Origin of the sequence: Pseudomonas sp. BP6 (assembly GCF_017875935.1) — a bacterium.
Lineage (GTDB): Bacteria > Pseudomonadota > Gammaproteobacteria > Pseudomonadales > Pseudomonadaceae > Aquipseudomonas > Aquipseudomonas putida_Y.
In genome coordinates this window covers 5,746,669-5,764,856 of the sequence record NZ_JAGINI010000001.1, presented here as the reverse complement: position 1 = coordinate 5,764,856, position 18,188 = coordinate 5,746,669, and the positions used below count along the sequence as shown (strand labels likewise).

At 63.0% G+C, this 18,188-nt stretch carries 16 protein-coding genes; 2 read left to right on the top strand and 14 right to left on the bottom strand.

Annotation, left to right across the window (positions count from 1 at the left end):
- Window positions 1-221: 221 nt before the first annotated feature.
- From dtd to hutC, 9 genes are all read right to left on the bottom strand, one after another.
- Window positions 222-659 (bottom strand): D-aminoacyl-tRNA deacylase, encoded by a 438-nt coding sequence (gene dtd / locus J3A98_RS26130; RefSeq protein WP_176684823.1) that lies wholly within the window; start codon window positions 657-659, stop codon window positions 222-224.
- A complete protein-coding gene (pip, locus tag J3A98_RS26125) occupies window positions 656-1,627 on the bottom strand; it encodes a prolyl aminopeptidase (RefSeq protein WP_003249260.1) in 972 nt (323 codons plus the stop codon). Before pip ends, dtd begins: the two co-directional genes overlap by 4 nt.
- A gap of 169 nt (window positions 1,628-1,796) precedes the next feature.
- A complete protein-coding gene (gene hutG / locus J3A98_RS26120; protein ID WP_209969496.1) occupies window positions 1,797-2,600 on the bottom strand; it encodes an N-formylglutamate deformylase in 804 nt (267 codons plus the stop codon).
- Window positions 2,601-2,610: 10 nt separating this feature from the next.
- On the bottom strand, window positions 2,611-3,816 hold the full coding sequence (gene hutI, locus J3A98_RS26115; protein WP_021783727.1) for an imidazolonepropionase: 1,206 nt from the start codon (window positions 3,814-3,816) through the stop codon (window positions 2,611-2,613).
- 15 nt (window positions 3,817-3,831) lie between these two features.
- The gene (locus J3A98_RS26110; RefSeq protein ID WP_176684820.1) at window positions 3,832-5,235 is read right to left on the bottom strand and encodes an amino acid permease; all 1,404 of its coding nucleotides are present in this window, start codon (window positions 5,233-5,235) and stop codon (window positions 3,832-3,834) included.
- Window positions 5,236-5,388: 153 nt separating this feature from the next.
- Complete coding sequence (hutH, locus tag J3A98_RS26105) at window positions 5,389-6,921, bottom strand: histidine ammonia-lyase (RefSeq protein WP_176684819.1); 1,533 nt, start codon at window positions 6,919-6,921, stop codon at window positions 5,389-5,391.
- A gap of 107 nt (window positions 6,922-7,028) precedes the next feature.
- A complete protein-coding gene (gene hutU / locus J3A98_RS26100; protein ID WP_176684818.1) occupies window positions 7,029-8,702 on the bottom strand; it encodes a urocanate hydratase in 1,674 nt (557 codons plus the stop codon).
- A gap of 557 nt (window positions 8,703-9,259) precedes the next feature.
- Window positions 9,260-9,832: a HutD family protein gene (locus J3A98_RS26095; protein ID WP_176684817.1), complete on the bottom strand. Its 573-nt coding sequence runs from the start codon at window positions 9,830-9,832 to the stop codon at window positions 9,260-9,262.
- On the bottom strand, window positions 9,829-10,539 hold the full coding sequence (gene hutC, locus J3A98_RS26090; RefSeq protein ID WP_176684829.1) for a histidine utilization repressor: 711 nt from the start codon (window positions 10,537-10,539) through the stop codon (window positions 9,829-9,831). Before hutC ends, J3A98_RS26095 begins: the two co-directional genes overlap by 4 nt.
- Before the next feature lie 144 nt (window positions 10,540-10,683).
- Here hutC and J3A98_RS26085 point away from each other — a divergent pair, with 144 nt between their 5' ends.
- Window positions 10,684-12,048, top strand: coding sequence for a formimidoylglutamate deiminase (locus tag J3A98_RS26085; RefSeq protein ID WP_209969492.1), 1,365 nt, complete (start codon window positions 10,684-10,686; stop codon window positions 12,046-12,048).
- 156 nt (window positions 12,049-12,204) lie between these two features.
- Here the strand turns inward: J3A98_RS26085 and J3A98_RS26080 are convergent, their stop codons facing one another.
- From J3A98_RS26080 to J3A98_RS26060, 5 genes are all read right to left on the bottom strand, one after another.
- Window positions 12,205-12,777, bottom strand: a complete 573-nt coding sequence (locus J3A98_RS26080) for a lipocalin family protein (protein WP_176684815.1) — start codon at window positions 12,775-12,777, stop codon at window positions 12,205-12,207.
- The gene (gene bamE / locus J3A98_RS26075) at window positions 12,774-13,028 is read right to left on the bottom strand and encodes an outer membrane protein assembly factor BamE (protein ID WP_009681214.1); all 255 of its coding nucleotides are present in this window, start codon (window positions 13,026-13,028) and stop codon (window positions 12,774-12,776) included. The genes J3A98_RS26080 and bamE overlap by 4 nt, the downstream gene beginning before the upstream one ends.
- A gap of 226 nt (window positions 13,029-13,254) precedes the next feature.
- Window positions 13,255-13,851: a DUF924 family protein gene (locus J3A98_RS26070; RefSeq protein WP_176684814.1), complete on the bottom strand. Its 597-nt coding sequence runs from the start codon at window positions 13,849-13,851 to the stop codon at window positions 13,255-13,257.
- Window positions 13,852-13,854: 3 nt separating this feature from the next.
- Complete coding sequence (locus J3A98_RS26065) at window positions 13,855-14,865, bottom strand: class 1 fructose-bisphosphatase (protein ID WP_176684813.1); 1,011 nt, start codon at window positions 14,863-14,865, stop codon at window positions 13,855-13,857.
- A gap of 237 nt (window positions 14,866-15,102) precedes the next feature.
- Window positions 15,103-17,553, bottom strand: coding sequence for a glycogen/starch/alpha-glucan phosphorylase (locus J3A98_RS26060; RefSeq protein WP_176684812.1), 2,451 nt, complete (start codon window positions 17,551-17,553; stop codon window positions 15,103-15,105).
- 184 nt (window positions 17,554-17,737) lie between these two features.
- On the opposite strand from J3A98_RS26060, the gene J3A98_RS26055 reads away from it, so the two are divergent.
- Entirely contained in the window at window positions 17,738-18,142 is a 405-nt protein-coding gene (locus J3A98_RS26055; protein WP_049870388.1) for a YkgJ family cysteine cluster protein, read from the top strand.
- Window positions 18,143-18,188: the final 46 nt, after the last annotated feature.

Here is an 18,188-nt window from a genome sequence, read left to right as displayed (position 1 = left end):
CGACAAATGCCGGGTTGGCGAGCACTGTTCGGACCCCGTGAGGGCGTAATGATTCCCCAAACGGATCCAGACAATGCTCGAGTCAGAGTGAAACGGACCTGCGAACGCAGGTCCATGCAGCGCGCGATTATCCAGCAGGTTGCGTGACAACGCATCAGGCTGGAGCAACTATTTATCGTACAAAACCCCTTGTTTTCCTGCGAACAAAGGGGTTTTTGACCTCATATTTGTAACATAAATGTTACAGGGCCATCATTGACCAGGTGCACCTGCATATCCGCACCGAAGCGGCCGCTGGCCACGTCGGCGTGCTGAGCCTTTGCCTGTTGCAAAAGATAGTCGAACAACTCGGCGCCGAGGGCCGGTGGCGCCGCTGTCGAGAAGCTTGGGCGCATGCCGTTGCGGGTGTCGGCCGCCAAGGTGAACTGTGACACCAGTAGCAGGCCACCCCCGACATCCTTGAGCGACAGGTTCATCTTGCCCTGCTCGTCACTGAATACACGGTAGTTCAGCAGCTTGTGCAACAGCTTATCGGCCTGTTCGCGGGAATCGTCAGGCTCGACCGCCACCAGCACCAGCAACCCCTGGTCGATGGCACCGACCACCTCCCCCGCCACCTCAACCCGCGCACCGCGCACGCGCTGCAACAGGCCCTTCATGCTTCTTCCAGGGGCAGGTCGAGCAGGCGTCGGGCCATCTGGTCGGCGGCACGCACCAAGGCATCGGTGATGCCAGGCTCGGAAGCCGCGTGACCGGCGTCACGGATCACTTTCAGCTCACTGTTCGGCCAGGCCTGGTGCAACGCCCAGGCGTTGTCCAGTGGGCAGATCACATCGTAGCGCCCATGCACGATCACCGCCGGCAAGTGGGCGATCTTGGGCAGATCACGGATCAGCTGGTCTGGTTCGAGGAAGGCGTTGTTCATGAAGTAGTGGCATTCGATGCGAGCGATCGACAGCGCCCGCTGCGGTTCGGAAAAGCGGTCGACCACCAGCGGGTTGGGGCGCAGGGTGGCGGTACGGCCTTCCCAGGTGGACCACGCCTTGGCGGCGTGCATCTGGGCGATCTGGTCGTTACCGGTCAGGCGCTTGTGGAAGGCCCTGACCAGATCGCCGCGCTCCTCCGGTGGAATCGGTGCGATGTAGTCCTGCCAGTAGTCGGGGAACAGGCGGCTGGCGCCCTCCTGGTAGAACCACTCGATTTCCTGCGGCCGGCACAGGAAAATGCCGCGCAGGATCAAGCCATGCACACGTTCGGGGTGAGCCTGAGCGTAGGCCAGGGCCAGGGTCGAGCCCCAAGAGCCACCAAACAGCACCCACTTGTCTATGCCAAGGTGTTCGCGAATGCGCTCCAGGTCTTCGACCAGGTGCCAGGTGGTGTTGTTCTCCAGGCTCGCATGGGGCGTGGAGCGGCCACAGCCGCGCTGGTCGAAGGTGATGATGCGGTACAGGTTGGGGTCAAAGTAGCAGCGGCTCTGGGCGTCGCAGCCAGCGCCAGGGCCTCCGTGGATGAACACCACGGGCAGACCTTCCGGCGAGCCGCTTTCGTCGACATAAAGCACATGCGGCGCTTCCACGGCCAGATCGTGCCGGGCGTAGGGTTTGATCTGCGGGTAGAGGGTCTGCATTGCGCACTCCGTGTGAGGATTATTCGGCCGTGGGCCATCATAAACCTGAATTGCGCTTTCAGCACCGTCCTTGCTGACGCGTTCGAACGGCGCGAATTGACCATTGCGCCGATTTCCAGCCACTGCCCGCCACGATGCCTGGCGACGCCGATAGCGTCGCCTCCTCCACTCAACGTCTGTAACGCTCATCACCCCAAGCCAGCAGCGCTTGCAGCAGCTGCTTCAAGACCGCTTGCGTCGGTTGCGCCAGGTTTTCCCGGTAGGCAAACGGCTCGACTTCCTCCATATAGGTGCTTTGCGCCAGCTCCAGTTGCACAGCATGGATATGGTTGGCCGGGTCGCCATAATGCCGGGTGATGTACCCGCCTTTGAACCGACCGTTGAGCACATGGCTGTAGCCTTGCACCTCGGCGCACACCCCCTGCAGCCGCTCAGCCAGTGCCGGATCGCAACTGGCGCCGTTGAAAGTACCCAGGTTGAAGTCCGGCAACTTGCCATCGAACAGGTGCGGGATCAGCGAACGGATCGAATGGGCATCCCACAGCAGCGCATAGCCAAACTGCTCACGCAAGCGGTCCAGTTCACGACGAATGGTGGCGTGATAAGGACGCCAGATCTGCTCCAGATAGCGTTTACGTTCTTCGCCAGACGGCGCCAGCCCATCCTTGAACAGGGGTTCGCCACCGAACAACGTCGCCGGGTACAAGCCCGTGGTGGCGCCGGCGTACAGTGGCTTGTCGTCGTCCGGCCGGTTCAGGTCGATGACGAAGCGTGAATACTCTGCAGCCACCACGCTGGCGCCCATGTCACGGGCAAAGTCGTAAAGCTGCGGGATGTGCCAGTCGGTGTCCGGCAAGCTTTGCGCCTGGTCGACCAGGCCGTCGCGCACGGCATCGCTCAGGCGCAGGCCAGCGTGCGGCATGCTGATCAGCAGCGGCAGGCGACCTTGGTGAAAACTCAGTACCTTGTCCATCGTGCCTCGCTCAGTTGGAGATTTCATGGCCCATGCGCACTACGCGCTTGGGCAGGTCGCCACCCAGCCAGTAGGCCAGGTCGGCGGGGCGTTCGATCTGCCAGGCGACGAAGTCGGCCACCTTGCCCACTTGCAGCGAGCCGTGGCTGTCACCCAGGCCCAGCGCCGTGGCAGCGTGGACCGTAACGCCGGCCAGGGCTTCTTCCGGCGTCATGCGGAAGCAGGTGCAGCCCATGTTCAGCATCAACCGTAGCGACAACCCTGGCGAGGTGCCGGGGTTAAGGTCGCTGGCCAGGGCAATCTTCACCCCGTGCCGGCGCAATGCATCCATTGGCGGCAGCTGGGTTTCACGCAGAAAGTAGAAGGCGCCCGGCAGCAGCACGGCGACTGTGCCGGCGTTTGCCATGGCCATGGCGTCTTCCTCTGTCATGAACTCCAGGTGGTCAGCCGACAGTGCCTGGTAACGCGCGGCCAGGCTTGAGCCGTGCAACGATGACAGCTGTTCGGCATGCAGCTTGACCGGCAGGCCCAGTTCGCGTGCCTTGATGAACAGTCGCTCGACCTGGGCCGGCGAGAACGCGAGGTGTTCGCAGAAGGCATCCACCGCATCTACCAGGCCTTCGGCGGCCAGGGCCGGCAACATTTCATCACAGATGTGCGCGATGTAGTCATCGGCCCGGGCTGCGTACTCCGGGGGCAAAGCGTGCGCTGCCAGGCACGTGGCACGCACCGTCAGCGGCAGCTCGTCAGCCAGGCGCCGGGCCACTCGCAGCATCTTGCGCTCGTTGGCCAGGTCCAGGCCGTAGCCGGACTTGACCTCGATGGTGGTCACGCCATCGCGCATCAGTGCCCGGACGCGCTGGCGAGCACTGGCGAACAACTCGTCTTCGCTGGCCGCACGGGTAGCCCGCACAGTGCTGGCGATACCGCCACCCTGTGCGGCGATTTCGGCATAGCTCACGCCCTGCAGGCGCTGCTCGAACTCGCCGCTGCGGTTGCCGCCGAACACCGCATGGGTGTGGCAGTCGATCAGCCCAGGGGTGACCCAGGCACCACCCAGGTCAACCGTGCGGTCAGCTTCGACTGGCGCCAGCTCGGCGCGTGGGCCTATCCACTCGATCAGCCCGGCGCTGGTGACGATCGCCGCATCCTCGATGGCCGAGTAGCGGCCGTCGGCCATGGTTGCAACATGGCAATGCTGCCAGAGGGTTCTCATGCACAATCTCCTATGCTAGCGATGCAGCTCGGCCGGCTCCGCTACCGGCTGGCCCTGCCCTGCGCGCGGCTTGCACCACAGCAGGTAGGACGCCACCAGGAACACCACCCAGAGCACGCCGACGATCAATGCCGCCTGGGTGTCCGGGAAGTAGCCGAGCACGCCAAAGATGAACACCATGAATGCAATGGCCATGGCCGGGCCGTATGGCCAGAACGGAACCGGAAACTTGAGCTGGGCCACTTGCTCGCGGCTCATGCTGCGGCGCATGGCTACCTGGGTGAGCAGGATCATCAGCCACACCCACACCGTGGCGAAGGTGGCGATCGAGGCAATCAGCAGGAACACATTTTCCGGGATCAGGTAGTTGAGCAATACGCCGATCAACAGCGCAGCCCCCATCACCACGACGGTCATCCACGGTACGCCATGCTTCGACAACTTGCTGAAACCGCGCGGGGCGTGGCCTTGCTGGGCCAGGCCATACATCATGCGGCCAGCACCAAAGATGTCGCTGTTGATGGCAGAGATGGCAGCGGAAATCACCACGACGTTCAGCACGGCAGCGGCAGAGCCGATGCCCAGGTTGCTGAAGATCTGCACGAACGGGCTGCCCTGGCTGCCGATCTGCGGCCAGGGGTACAGGCACATCAGCACGAACAGGGTAAGCACGTAGAACAGCAGGATACGCAGCGGCACCGCGTTGATTGCTTTGGGAATGACGCGCTGCGGGTCCTTTGCCTCACCGGCGGTGACCCCGATGATCTCGATACCGCCGAAGGCGAACATCACCACGGCAAACGACGCAATCAAGCCACCCACGCCGTTAGGCATGAAGCCGCCATGGTCGAACAGGTTGCTCATGCCCACGGCATGCCCGGTACCCACCTGGCTGAAACCGAAGGCCATGATGCCGAGGCCGGCCAGGATCATCGCCACGATGGCGCCGACCTTGAGCAGCGACAGCCAGAATTCCATTTCGCCGAACACCTTGACGTTGCACAGGTTGAGGCCACCGATCAGGAAGACGATGCCCAGCACCCAGATCCAGCGGGCTACCTCCGGGAACCAGAAGCCCATGTAGATACCGAACGCGGTGACGTCGGCGATGGCGACGATGACCATCTCGAAAGCGTAGGTCCAGCCGAGGATGAAGCCAGCCATTGGGCCGAGGTAGGTCGTGGCGTAGTGGCCGAAGGAGCCGGCCACCGGGTTGTGCACGGCCATTTCGCCAAGGGCGCGCATGACCATGAACACGGCAGCGCCGCCGATCAGGTAGGCCAGCAGCACGGCCGGGCCTGCCATCTGGATGGCCGAGGCCGAGCCGTAGAACAGGCCGGTGCCGATGGCGGAGCCAAGGGCCATGAAACGGATGTGGCGGGCACTTAACCCGCGCTTGAGACCTTGAGCTTGTTGCATGTCACGTCCTTGAATTGTTTTTGTGGTCGTGAGATTGAGGGGCTGCTGCGCAGCCCATTCGCGGGCAAGCCCGCTCCTACATGGATTTGCCTATCGCAATTTGTGTAGGAGCGGGCTTGCCCGCGAAGGGCCGCCAAGCGGCCCCAAGGGGCATCACAGGCTTGGCAGCACACCCGTCGGCAGCAAGCCGGTCAGACTACCCTTGGCCAACAGTTCCACGGCCTTCTCGATATCCGGCGCGAAGAAACGGTCACGGTCGTAGTGCGGCACCTCGCTGCGCAGCGCCTGGCGCGCCTGCTCCAGTTTGGCCGAAGTCTTCAGGCCTTTGCGCAGGTCCAGGCCCTGGCAAGCGCCCAGCCATTCGATGGCCAGCACGCCACGGGTGTTTTCGGCCATTTCCCACAGGCGCTTGCCGGCCGCCGGGGCCATCGACACGTGGTCTTCCTGGTTGGCCGAAGTTGGCAGGCTGTCGACGCTGTGCGGGTGCGACAATGCCTTGTTCTCGCTGGCCAGGGCGGCAGCGGTGACCTGGGCGATCATGAAGCCGGAGTTGACCCCGCCGTTTTCTACCAGGAACGGCGGCAGCTGGGACATGTGCTTGTCCATCATCAGCGAGATGCGGCGCTCGCTGAGCGAGCCGATTTCAGCGATGGCCAGGGCCAGGTTGTCGGCGGCCATGGCCACCGGTTCGGCGTGGAAATTGCCGCCGGAGATCACATCACCTTCGGCAGCGAACACCAGCGGGTTGTCCGACACGGCGTTGGCTTCGATGCCCAGTACCTCGGCGGCTTGGCGCAGCTGGGTCAGGCAGGCACCCATGACCTGCGGCTGGCAGCGCAGCGAGTACGGGTCCTGGACCTTGTCGCAGTTCTTGTGCGACAGCGACACTTCACTGGAGTCGCCCAGCAGGTCGCGGAAGCAGGCCGCGGTGTCAATCTGGCCACGCTGGCCACGCACTTCGTGGACACGCGCATCGAACGGCGAACGCGACCCCAGCGCAGCTTCGACGCTCAGGCCGCCGCAGGCGATGGCTGCGGCATACAGGTCTTCGGCCTGGAACAGGCCACGCAAGGCATAGGCGGTGGAAGCCTGAGTCCCATTGAGCAGGGCCAGGCCCTCTTTGGCGGCCAGGGTCAGCGGTTCAAGGCCGGCAATCGCCAAGGCTTCGGTGGCCGGCAGCCACTGGCCCTTGTAGCGGGCCTTGCCTTCGCCCAGCAGCACCAGCGACATATGCGCCAGCGGTGCAAGGTCACCGGAGGCGCCTACCGAGCCTTTCAGCGGGATGTGCGGGTAGACTTCGGCGTTGACCAATGCAATCAGCGCGTCGATGACTTTGCGACGGATGCCGGAGAAGCCACGGCTGAGGCTGTTGATCTTCAGCACCATGATCAACCGCACCAGGTCGTCATCCAGCGGCGCGCCGATGCCGGCGGCGTGGGACAGCACCAGCGACCGCTGCAGGTTTTCCAGGTCATGGCTGGCGATGCGGGTCGAGGCCAGCAGGCCGAAACCGGTGTTGATGCCGTAGGCGGTACGGTCTTCGGCAATGATCTGTTCGACGCAGGCGACGCTGGCGTCGATGGCCGGCGCGGCGCTGGCATCCAGTTGCAGGCGCACGGGCGCGGCGTGAATCGCACGCAGCTGGGCCAGGGTCAGGGTGCCAGGCTTGAGGGTGAGTTCGGTCACTTTGCTACTCCAATCGCGTAGAGCGGCAGGCCCGTATCCAGGTGCCTGCGCGCTCCTTCTTGTTGTTCAGTATCACCCCTTGTGGGGGGCGGTCCAAAGCGAGGCGATCAACCAGTGATCATCGGCAGGTCCAGGCCCTGCTCCTTGGCGCAGTCGATGGCGATGTCGTAACCGGCATCGGCGTGGCGCATGACGCCTGTCCCTGGGTCATTGGTCAGTACCCGGGCGATGCGCTCGGCGGCCTCATCGGTACCGTCGCAGACGATGACCATGCCCGAGTGCTGCGAGAAGCCCATGCCCACGCCACCGCCATGGTGCAGCGACACCCAGGTGGCGCCGCCTGCGGTGTTCAGCAGGGCGTTGAGCAGCGGCCAGTCGGAAACAGCGTCCGAACCATCACGCATGGCCTCGGTTTCGCGGTTCGGACTGGATACCGAGCCGGAATCGAGGTGGTCACGGCCGATCACCACCGGTGCCGACAGCTCGCCGCTGCGGACCATTTCGTTGAAGGCCAGACCCAGCTTGGCGCGAAGGCCCAGCCCCACCCAGCAGATACGTGCCGGCAGGCCCTGGAAGCTGATGCGCTCGCGGGCCATGTCCAGCCAGCGGTGCAGGTGGGCGTCGTCAGGGATCAGTTCCTTGACCTTGGCGTCGGTCTTGTAGATGTCCTCGGCTTCACCGGACAGCGCCGCCCAGCGGAACGGGCCGACCCCGCGGCAGAACAGTGGGCGGATATAGGCCGGGACGAAGCCTGGGAAGTCGAAGGCATTGGCCACGCCCTCTTCCTTGGCCATCTGGCGGATGTTGTTGCCGTAGTCGAAGGTCGGGATACCCTGCTTCTGGAAGTCCAGCATGGCCTGCACGTGCACAGCCATCGACTGCTTGGCGGCCTTGACCACTGCAGCCGGTTCGGTCTGCGCACGGTCGCGATACTGCTCCCAGGTCCAGCCGGCAGGCAGGTAGCCGTTGAGTGGGTCGTGGGCGCTGGTCTGGTCGGTGACCATGTCCGGGCGCACGCCACGTTTGACCAGCTCTGGGAGGATTTCGGCGGCATTGCCGTGCAGGGCGATGGAGATGGCCTTGCCTTCGGCGGTGTACCTGGCGATGCGTGCCAGGGCGTCGTCGAGGTCAGTGGCCTGCTCGTCGACGTAGCGGGTTTCCAGGCGGAAGTCGATACGGCTCTGCTGGCATTCGATGTTCAGCGAGCAAGCCCCGGCCAGGGTCGCGGCCAGTGGCTGCGCGCCGCCCATGCCGCCCAGGCCAGCGGTGAGTACCCACTTGCCTTTCAGGCTGCCGCCGTAGTGCTGGCGACCGGCTTCGACGAAGGTTTCATAGGTGCCCTGGACGATGCCCTGGCTGCCGATGTAGATCCAGCTGCCGGCGGTCATCTGGCCGTACATGGCCAGGCCCTTGGCGTCCAGTTCGTTGAAGTGTTCCCAGTTGGCCCAGTGTGGCACCAGGTTGGAGTTGGCGATCAGCACGCGCGGTGCGTTGCTGTGGGTCTTGAACACACCGACCGGCTTGCCCGACTGCACCAGCAGGGTTTCGTCGTCTTCCAGGCGGGTCAGGGTTTCGACGATCTTGTCGTAGCAGGCCCAGTTGCGCGCGGCGCGGCCGATACCGCCATATACCACCAGCTCTTTCGGGTTTTCCGCGACCTGTGGATCGAGGTTGTTCATCAGCATGCGCAGTGGCGCTTCGGTCAGCCAGCTTTTGGCGGTCAGCTTGTTGCCACGTGGGGCACGGATTTCAACGTCACGGTATTTGTTGTTGTCGGTCACGGGAAAGGTCCTCTGCGGTCGTCCGCGGGCGGGTATGTCGTGGTCAATATACAAACACACCTTTACTTGTATGTACAAGCATGGACAACCAAAATAATCGGACCTTGCCGTTCCTACCTTGACTTCTTGGGGGTAAAGCGAGCGCCGGTCCGGCTTGAGTTCTGCGGCGGTGCGTAGATCGAGCGCCGGTCCGGCTTAAGTTCTGCGGCGGTGCGTAGATCGAGCGCCGGTCCGGCTTAAGTTCTGCGGCGGTGCGTAGATCGAGCGCCGCCCGCGCGGCGCTTCGCGGGTAAACCCGCTCCTACGTTTGTTTCGGGCCAATTATGCCTGTGGGATTTGCGCGCGAACGCCTTGGTGCCTATCTCGATATCGCGTCGTACCAAAAAGGCGGTCGCGCGCGCCAGGCACAGGATGGACTGGCCTGAAACAAACGTAGGAGCGGGTTTACCCGCGAAGCGCCGCGCGGGCGGCGCTCGATCTCACAGGCGCAGAATGTGTCGAGGCGGACACCTGGCGGCGCTCGATCTCACAGGCGATAAAAACCTACAGCCAGACCCTCAGCACTCAATCAGTTCGATCAGGCAGAACCGCCCCTGAACCTCCAACCCAAGCAATTCGTCATTGCCATCCAGCCGCAAGCAGTCGAACAACCCCAACCGCTGCGTCTCGCGCCCGGAAATAGTGACTTCGACCAGGCTGCTGGCAGCAAACAACAACACCGTCGACGCCGAGCTATACACGCGGCTGGTTCCATCCAGCCACTGCAACCGCGCCCGATATCGCTGCGGCGAATAGATCAGATTGAAATCGCGGATCGGCCCGCCCAGCAACTTGCAGCTGACCTGGTTCTCGCCGCTGAAGGCAAACGCATCGAACGCCAGCAATGGCCGGCTGGCCTGGCCGTCGACCAGCAGCCGCATGCCGTCGCCCTGCAGCACGGTGATGATCCGTTGGTAACCGACGAAGGCGGAAAAGCCGCCCGACTCCTCGATATCGGCAATCGACAGACGCCAGCCAAAACCGTCCAGGCCCTCGCCACTGTCGCGGGTAATCTCTTCGGTGAAACCGCCACCGTTCTTCCACGGCATGCGCGGGTAATCGTGCGCACGCATCAACTGCAGCTGACTCATTTGCTGAAACGTCCTTCCAGGCGATGACGGGAACCGGGGTGGATCAGCCGTGCAGCGGTCACCGGCTGACGACCGGACCAGGTGCGACGACGAATCAGCAGGCAAGGCTCGCCCTGCTCGATCTGCAACAGGCGGCATTCTTCCGGCTCGGCCAGGATCGCCTCGACCACGTGCTCGCCTTCGGTCAACGGCGCCACCTGGGACAGGTAGGCGTAAGGCGTCTGCCGAGTAAAGTCCTGCTTGAGGTAGTCGGGGGCGATGGCCGCGTTGACGTAACGGTCCTCGATCTGCACCGGCACGCCATTCTCGAAATGCACGATCAGCGAATGGAACACCCGCTGACCTTCACGCATGTCCAGAGCCAGCGCCCGTTCGGAGCCGGCCGCTTCCTCGGCAAGCGTGATCACCTGGCAGCTGTGCTGATGGCCACGCGCGGCGATTTCGTCAGCGATGTTGTTGACCTCGAACAGCGCCGAACGGCCCTTGGGCTCGGCCACGAAGGTACCGACCCCCTGCATGCGCACCAGCAGGCCTTCGGCGGTGAGTTCACGCAGGGCGCGGTTGATGGTCATGCGGCTGAAGCCCAGCTCGTTGACCAGCTCGCTCTCGGAGGGTACCCGGTGATGCGGTGGCCAGCTGCCGTTATCGATCTGCTGGATGATCATCTGTTTGACCCGGGCGTAGAGCGGCGCCGGGCCCTCGCCCATCTGGGCAACCAGCGCGGAGACAGGAGGTGTCGGCACGGCGATGGATCCTTGTGCAAATGAAATGAGCGGTAGCTTGCCGCAGTTTACCCGGCAGGCAAACGCCTGTATATGTATATACAAGTTAACAATAACAGGACTCCACCGATGTCTGCCTACTTCGCCGAACGCGCCCTGCTACCTACGGGCTGGGCCAGCCATGTGCGTATCGAGGTCGCCAGCGATGGCCATGTGGCCAGCATCGCGCCAGGCGCTTCGGCCGAAGGCGCCGAGCGCCTGGCCGGCCCGCTGCTGCCCGGCATGCCCAACCTGCACTCACATGCCTTCCAGCGCGCCATGGCAGGCCTGGCGGAAGTTGCCGGCAACCCCAACGACAGTTTCTGGACCTGGCGCGAGCTGATGTATCGCCTGGTCGGGCAGATCAGCCCACAGCAGCTTCAGGTCATCGCCCGCCAGCTGTACATCGAGATGCTCAAGGCCGGCTACACCTCGGTGGCCGAATTCCATTACGTGCACCACGACCAGGCCGGCAAGCCCTACGCCGCCCCGGCCGAACTGTCGCTCCGCATCAGCGCGGCTGCGGCCGATAGCGGCATTGGCCTGACCTTGCTGCCGGTGCTGTACAGCCATGCAGGCTTTGGCGGCCAGGCGCCGAACGACGGGCAGCGGCGCTTCATCAACTCCACTGAACAGTACCTGCAGTTGCAAGCGCAACTCGCCCCGCTGCTGGCCGCGCAACCCGCGCAGCACCTGGGCCTGTGCTTCCACTCGCTGAGGGCGGTGACGCCTGGGCAGATCGCCGAAGTGCTGGCAACCAGCGACAGGCAGTGCCCGGTGCATATCCACATCGCCGAACAGCAGAAGGAAGTCGACGACTGCCTGGCCTGGAGCGGCCTGCGCCCGCTGCAGTGGTTATATGAGCACGTAGACGTGGACCGCCGCTGGTGCCTGGTACACGCTACCCATGCCGAACCGGACGAAGTAACTGCCATGGCCCGCAGCGGCGCGGTGGCCGGGTTGTGCCTGACCACCGAAGCCAACCTGGGCGACGGGATTTTCCCGGCAGTGGATTTCCTGGCACAGGGTGGGCGCATGGGCATTGGCTCGGACAGCCATGTGTCGTTAAGCGTGGTGGAGGAACTGCGTTGGCTGGAATATGGTCAGCGCCTGCGGGATCAACGGCGCAACCGCCTGTATCGCGGCGACCAGCCGATGGTCGGGCGCACGCTGTATGACGCGGCGCTGGCCGGTGGTGCGCAGGCGCTGGGGCAGGCGGTCGGCGAGCTGGCGGTGGGCAAGCGCGCCGATTGGCTGGTGCTCGATGGGCAGGACCCGTACATCGCCATGGCGGAGGGTGACGCCATTCTCAACCGCTGGCTGTTTGCCGGCGGCGATCGCCAGGTACGCGATGTGATGGTGAATGGGCAGTGGGTGGTGCGCCAGGGGCGGCATGCGCAAGAAGAAGAAAGCGGGCGGGCGTTTGCCGAGGTGTTGCGCCAGCTTTTAGGCTGAGGGTACCGGGGCTGCGTTGCAGCCCTTCGCGGGCAAGCCCGCTCCCACAGATTGGTGGACTGCCCCACAAAGCGTCTTGGGGGTAGCCCAGGGTTCAGCGCAGAACCTGTGGGAGCGGGCTTGCCCGCGAAGGGTTGCCACGCAACCCTAAAAAACTCAGTGCATCTTTACTATTTGCTGATCGGACGCCCGCCAGATCAAGCGGCTGGTGTCATACCCCTGCTGCCGCGCCCTGGACAGCAGGTTCTCGCGCTCCCAGGCAGGCAGCGTCGGCGTACGCGACAATATCCACAGGTATTTGCGGTCCGGGCTGCCGACGATGGCCGTACGGTAGTGGTCGTCCACATAAAGAATCCAGTACTCACCCCGCGCCACGCCTGGCACCAGCTTGGTGAACCAGTTATCGAACTCGACCCACAGCTTGTCGGTGTGCCCCGGCTCCTGGATATTCGCATGCCCTTCGGCGCGCAGCCATTCATCACCCATGGTGCGGCAGCGGTTGAGCACGCCATAACTGCCATCAGGCTTGAGGTTGTAATGCGCCTCGGACTGCTCGCAGCCTTCCTGGTAGCGCATGGGCAGGCGCGCCAGCTCGTACCATTTGCCCTGGTAGCGCTTGAGGTCGACATGGCCGGCGGTTTTCGGTGCCAGCGGGTCGTGCGAGGAACCTGCACAACCGCCCAGCAGCAACGCCAGGCATACCCCCATCAGCAGGTACGCACGCCTCATTTGAGACCCTGCCCGGAGTACATCAGCACCTTGTCAGCTGCGTACTGCACGCTGATGAAGCTCTTCTCGTCCCCCCAGGTGCAGCTGCTCATGCCCAACGCGCCAGAACACTCGGTCGGCGTGCCGAGCAACTGCTCGACCTCGGCCTTGCTCATACCGGCCTTGATCTTGGAATAGTTTTCCTGGTTGATCTTGCTGCAGGCAGTCAGAACGACGCACAGCGACAACAGGGCGAGGGAACGCAACGACATGAAGGGACACTCCTGAAAGATGATACAGGCGAGTGGCCTGCAGTGACCTTCGACGTGAAAATCCCTCCCAGGTTCCCTGCCCCCCCCCTTTGCCCCTACACCATTGGTCGAATGGCCACTACTGTGCGATTAATCACAAAGCATTAGTCATGCGCACAATAAAAAAGGCCGCCCCTGTTGGAGCGGCCTCGCGTCGCGATGTCTTGCACAGCAGGCCCCTTGGGCGTCAGAAACGAGACCCAGGCTCCAGCAAAAAGTCCATTTCTTCGCTGGTACTTGGCCGTTCCAGCACCAGGTTGCGGTGCGGGAAACGCCCGAACCGGGCAATTACCCGCTGGTGCTGCTCGGCATAGTCGAGGAAGCCTTCGAACAGCCGGCGGTTGGCCTCGGGCTGTTCGTCCAGCAGCATTTGATAGCGTTCCACGCACAGGTTCTGCCAGTCCAGCACTTCGGCATGCTCCAGCACCAGCAGCACGAACACCCGCTGGATCGGCAGCAGCTGGTAGTCCCAGCCCTTCTGCAGGCCCTGCATGGCCACCACCTGGGCACGCCGGTCGCCCTCGAAGGCACGCGGCGTGTCGCGGTAGATCATGCGTGGCAGCTGGTCCAGCAAAATCAGCAGGCCCAGCCAGCCCTGCGGACTTTGCTGCCACTCCTCGAGCCCACCCGCCAGGGCGTGCTCGACGAGATCGCCAAACAGCGCATAGGCGTCGGCATCGTGATGCTTGCCGAACCACAGCGTGCTCTTCTCGTCAGCCACGGCCTGGGCACTGGTGCCCCAACCGAACCACCACTCCAGCAACGGCTGCCAAGGTGCGAGCATGACTTACTCCTTGTGGTAGGCGGTGACGCGCTCGACCTCTTCCTTCGAGCCGAGAATCACCGACACGCGCTGGTGCAGGCTTTCTGGCTTGATGTCGAGGATGCGATCGTAACCGTTGGTGGAAGCGCCGCCGGCCTGTTCGATGATGAACGACATCGGGTTGGCTTCGTACATCAGGCGCAGCTTGCCCGGCTTGCTTGGTTCGCGGGCGTCACGTGGGTACATGAACAGGCCGCCACGGGTCAGGATGCGGTGCACGTCGGCCACCATCGAGGCGATCCAGCGCATGTTGTAGTTCTTCTTCAGCGGGCCGGTCTCGCCTGCCAGCAGTTCGCCCACATAGCGCTGTACCGGGGCTTCCCAGTGGCGCTGGTTGGACATGTTGATGGCGAACTCGGCAGTGGTTTCCGGTACGCGGATGTTTTCGTGAGTCAGCACGAAGCTGCCCAGTTCGCGATCCAGGGTGAAGCCCTTGACGCCATTGCCCAGGGTCAGGACCAGCATGGTTTGCGGGCCGTAGATGGCGTAACCGGCAGCAACCTGCTCGGTACCTGGCTGCAGGAACGCTTCTTCGTTGAGGCTTTCGTTCTGGCTCAGGTACTGGTTAGGGCAACGCAGAACCGAGAAGATGGTACCGACCGACACGTTGACATCGATGTTCGACGAACCGTCCAGCGGGTCGAAGACCAGCAGGTAGGCGCCTTTCGGGTACCTGCCCGGGATCTGGTAGGCGTTGTCCATTTCTTCGGAAGCCATGCCAGCCAGGTGGCCGCCCCACTCGTTGGCTTCCAGCAGGATATCGTTGGAAATCACGTCCAGTTTCTTCTGGACCTCGCCCTGCACGTTTTCAGTGCCCATGCTGCCCAGCACACCACCGAGGGCGCCCTTGGACACGTGATGGCTGATTTCCTTGCACGCACGCGCTACCACTTCGATCAGGAAGCGCAGATCGGCAGGGGTATTGTTGCTGCGGGTCTGCTCAATCAGATAGCGACTCAGGGTAACGCGGGACATGTATGGCTCCGAACGGATTGGGGGGGATGAAAAACCCCCGCAGTTTACAGGGAGAGTGACGGGCTAGCGAGTGATGAGACTCGCCACGGCTCTCAGACGGCACAATAGGTCGGTAGTTCAGCGCGCGCCAGGCCGGTGGTCTGGTTGTGGGGCCATTCGCGGGCACGCGCGCTCCCAGGTTGATGAAAGCCCTGCAGGAAGCGGGTCTACCCGCGAACAAGCCAGCACAGGCCTACCTCAATCCAGCGCCTTCCAGATCTCGGTCGCATACTCACGGATAGTCCGATCCGACGAGAACCAGCCCATCCGCGCGGTATTGAGCACCGCCTTGCGCCACCACTCCTGCGGCGTGTGCCACAGATCCTCGACCCGCCGCTGGGCATCCCAGTAGGCATCGAAATCGGCGCACACCAGGAAGCGGTCGTAGGCCACCAGGCCGTCGATCAACCCGGTGTAACGAGAGGGATCGTCGGGCGAGAACACACCACTGCGAATAGCCTGCAACACATCGCTCAAACGGTTGGAAGCGGCTATGGCGGCGTTGGCACCAAAGTCACCGGCACGCTTGCGCGTTTCAACCTGCTGCGCGGTCAGGCCAAAGATGAACATGTTGTCAGCCCCCACCTGTTCGCACATCTCCACATTGGCGCCATCCAGGGTGCCGATGGTCAGTGCACCATTGAGGCCGAACTTCATGTTGCTGGTACCGGAAGCTTCGTAGCCCGCAGTGGATATCTGCTCGGAAAGGTCCGCCGCCGGGATGATGCTCTCGGCCAGGCTGACGTTATAGTTGGGCAGGAACACCACTTTCAGCAGGCCGCGCACCGTCGGGTCGTTGTTCACCACCCGGGCGATGTCGTTGGCCAGCTTGATGATCAGTTTGGCCTGGTGGTAACTGGCCGCAGCCTTGCCAGCGAAGATCTTCACCCGTGGCACCCAGTTGGTGCCAGGGTCATTGCGTATGGCCTGGTACAGTGCAACGGTGTGCAGCAGGTTGAGCAACTGGCGCTTGTATTCGTGAATGCGTTTGACCTGAACATCGAATAGCGCCTCGGGGTTGACCGTGACACCGATGCGATCCTGAATGATGCTGGCCAGGGCACGCTTGCTGTGCAGCCGCTGGGCAGCGAACTGCTTGCGGAAACCGGCTTTGTCGGCGAACGGCACCAGGCCCGCCAGACGCGTCTGCGGGTCGTCCTTGAGTTCCGGTCCAAGCGCCTCGACCAGCATCTCGGTCAACTGGGGGTTGGACTGGTACAACCAGCGGCGGAAGGTAATGCCGTTGGTCTTGTTGTTGATCCGTTTCGGGTAGAGCTTGTGCAGCTCGGAGAATACCGTGCTCTTCATCAACTTGCTGTGCAGCGCCGACACGCCGTTGACGCTGTGCGAGCCAAGAAACGCCAGGTTGCCCATGCGCACCCGTCGGCCGTTGTCCTCCTCGATCAGCGAAACCGCGCGCAGCACGTCGAAATCGTGCAGGCCTTTGGCCCGCAACGCATCGATATGGTAGGCATTGATCAGGTAGATGATCTGCATGTGCCGCGGCAGCATGCGTTCCATCAGCGCTACCGGCCAGGTTTCCAAGGCTTCTGGCAACAGGGTGTGGTTGGTGTAGGCGAGCGTGCCGACGGTCAGCTCCCAGGCCTTTTCCCAAGGCACTTCGTGCTGGTCCACCAGCAACCGCATCAACTCCGCCACCGCAATCGAAGGGTGGGTGTCGTTTAGCTGGATGGCCGCTGCATCGGGCAGGTTGAGCAGGTCCTTGTGCATGTTCAGGTGGCGCCGCAGCAAGTCCTGCAGCGAAGCCGAGACGAAAAAGTACTCCTGGCGAAGGCGCAGCTCCTGACCAGCCTCGGTACTGTCGGCCGGGTAAAGTACCCGCGAAATGCTCTCGGCACGCGCCACTTCAGCCACCGCCCCCAAGTGGTCACCGGCGTTGAAACGCTCCAGGTGCAACTCTTCCAGCGCACGGGCACGCCACAGGCGCAGGGTGTTGACGCTGGATCCGCGCCAGCCGACCACCGGCGTGTCGTAGGCTACCGCCCGCACCGTCTCGCCAGGCCACCATACCTGGCGCTGGGCACCGCTTGCATCGTGCACCGTTTCGACACTGCCGCCGAAACTGATCGGGTAGATCACCTCGGCGCGCTCGAACTCCCAGGGGTTGCCGAAATCCAGCCAGTTTTCGGTCTGTTCCTGCTGCCAACCATCGACCACGGCCTGACGGAACAACCCATGCTCGTAGCGGATGCCGTAGCCATGGGCAGCGATACCCAAGGTAGACATGCTCTCCATGAAGCACGCCGCCAGACGGCCAAGGCCGCCATTGCCCAGCGCAGCATCCGGCTCGAGCAGGCGAATGCGCTCGAGGTCCACATCCAGCCCCTCCAGCGCATCGCGCGCGATGTCCAGCAGGCCCAGGTTGCTCAGGCTGTCGTACAGCAAGCGGCCGATGAGAAACTCAAGGGAAAGGTAGTAGACCCGTTTCTGGCTACGCCGATAGGCCTGCCGGGTGTGATCCATCCAGTGGTCGACCATGTGATCGCGCGCAGCCAGGGCAATGGCCTCGAACCAGTCATGGTCGAAGGCATGCTCGGGGTCCTTGCCGACCGCGTAGGTCAGCTTGTTCAGTACAGCGGCGCGAAAATCCGCGACTTCGGCGTCACGTGCTTTGGGTTCCTGGGACATGCGGCATCCTCGGGCAAGTTGACGAAAGCGGAGGGAGAGTGATGAGACTAGACCCTTCGACAGGGAGCGACAGTTACGGTTCGCAGTTTTCATGCCCACTCTGCGATTCCGGCAAAAGGTTGTTCATAAATTGAACAATTCCGGTATCATCGCGCGCCCCAAGACCGTGATCCACCTTATAAAGATGAAAACGACCCTGATCGCCGCCGCCGAAGTCGACCGCCTGGAGACTTGGCAGCGCTACGCCAGCCACATGTGCCACGGCTGCCATTCGACCTGCTGCACCCTGCCGGTAGAGGTGAAGATCAAGGATCTGATCCGTATCGGCGTGGTCGACGAGTTCGAAAAAGACGAACCACCCAAGAACGTGGCCAAACGCCTGCAAAAAGAAGGCATCATCGAGCGCTTCAACCAGAAGTCGGGCATCTTCACCCTGACCCGGATGAGCAACGACGACTGCATGTACCTGGATCGTAAAAGCCGCCTGTGCACCATTTATGACAAGCGCCCGGATACCTGCCGCAACCACCCCAAGGTCGGGCCGCGGCCGGGGTATTGTGCTTACAAGCCCAAAGTGGTTGGGCGCTGATCTAGTGCCTGCACCGGCCTCTTCGCGGGTAAACCCGCTCCTACAG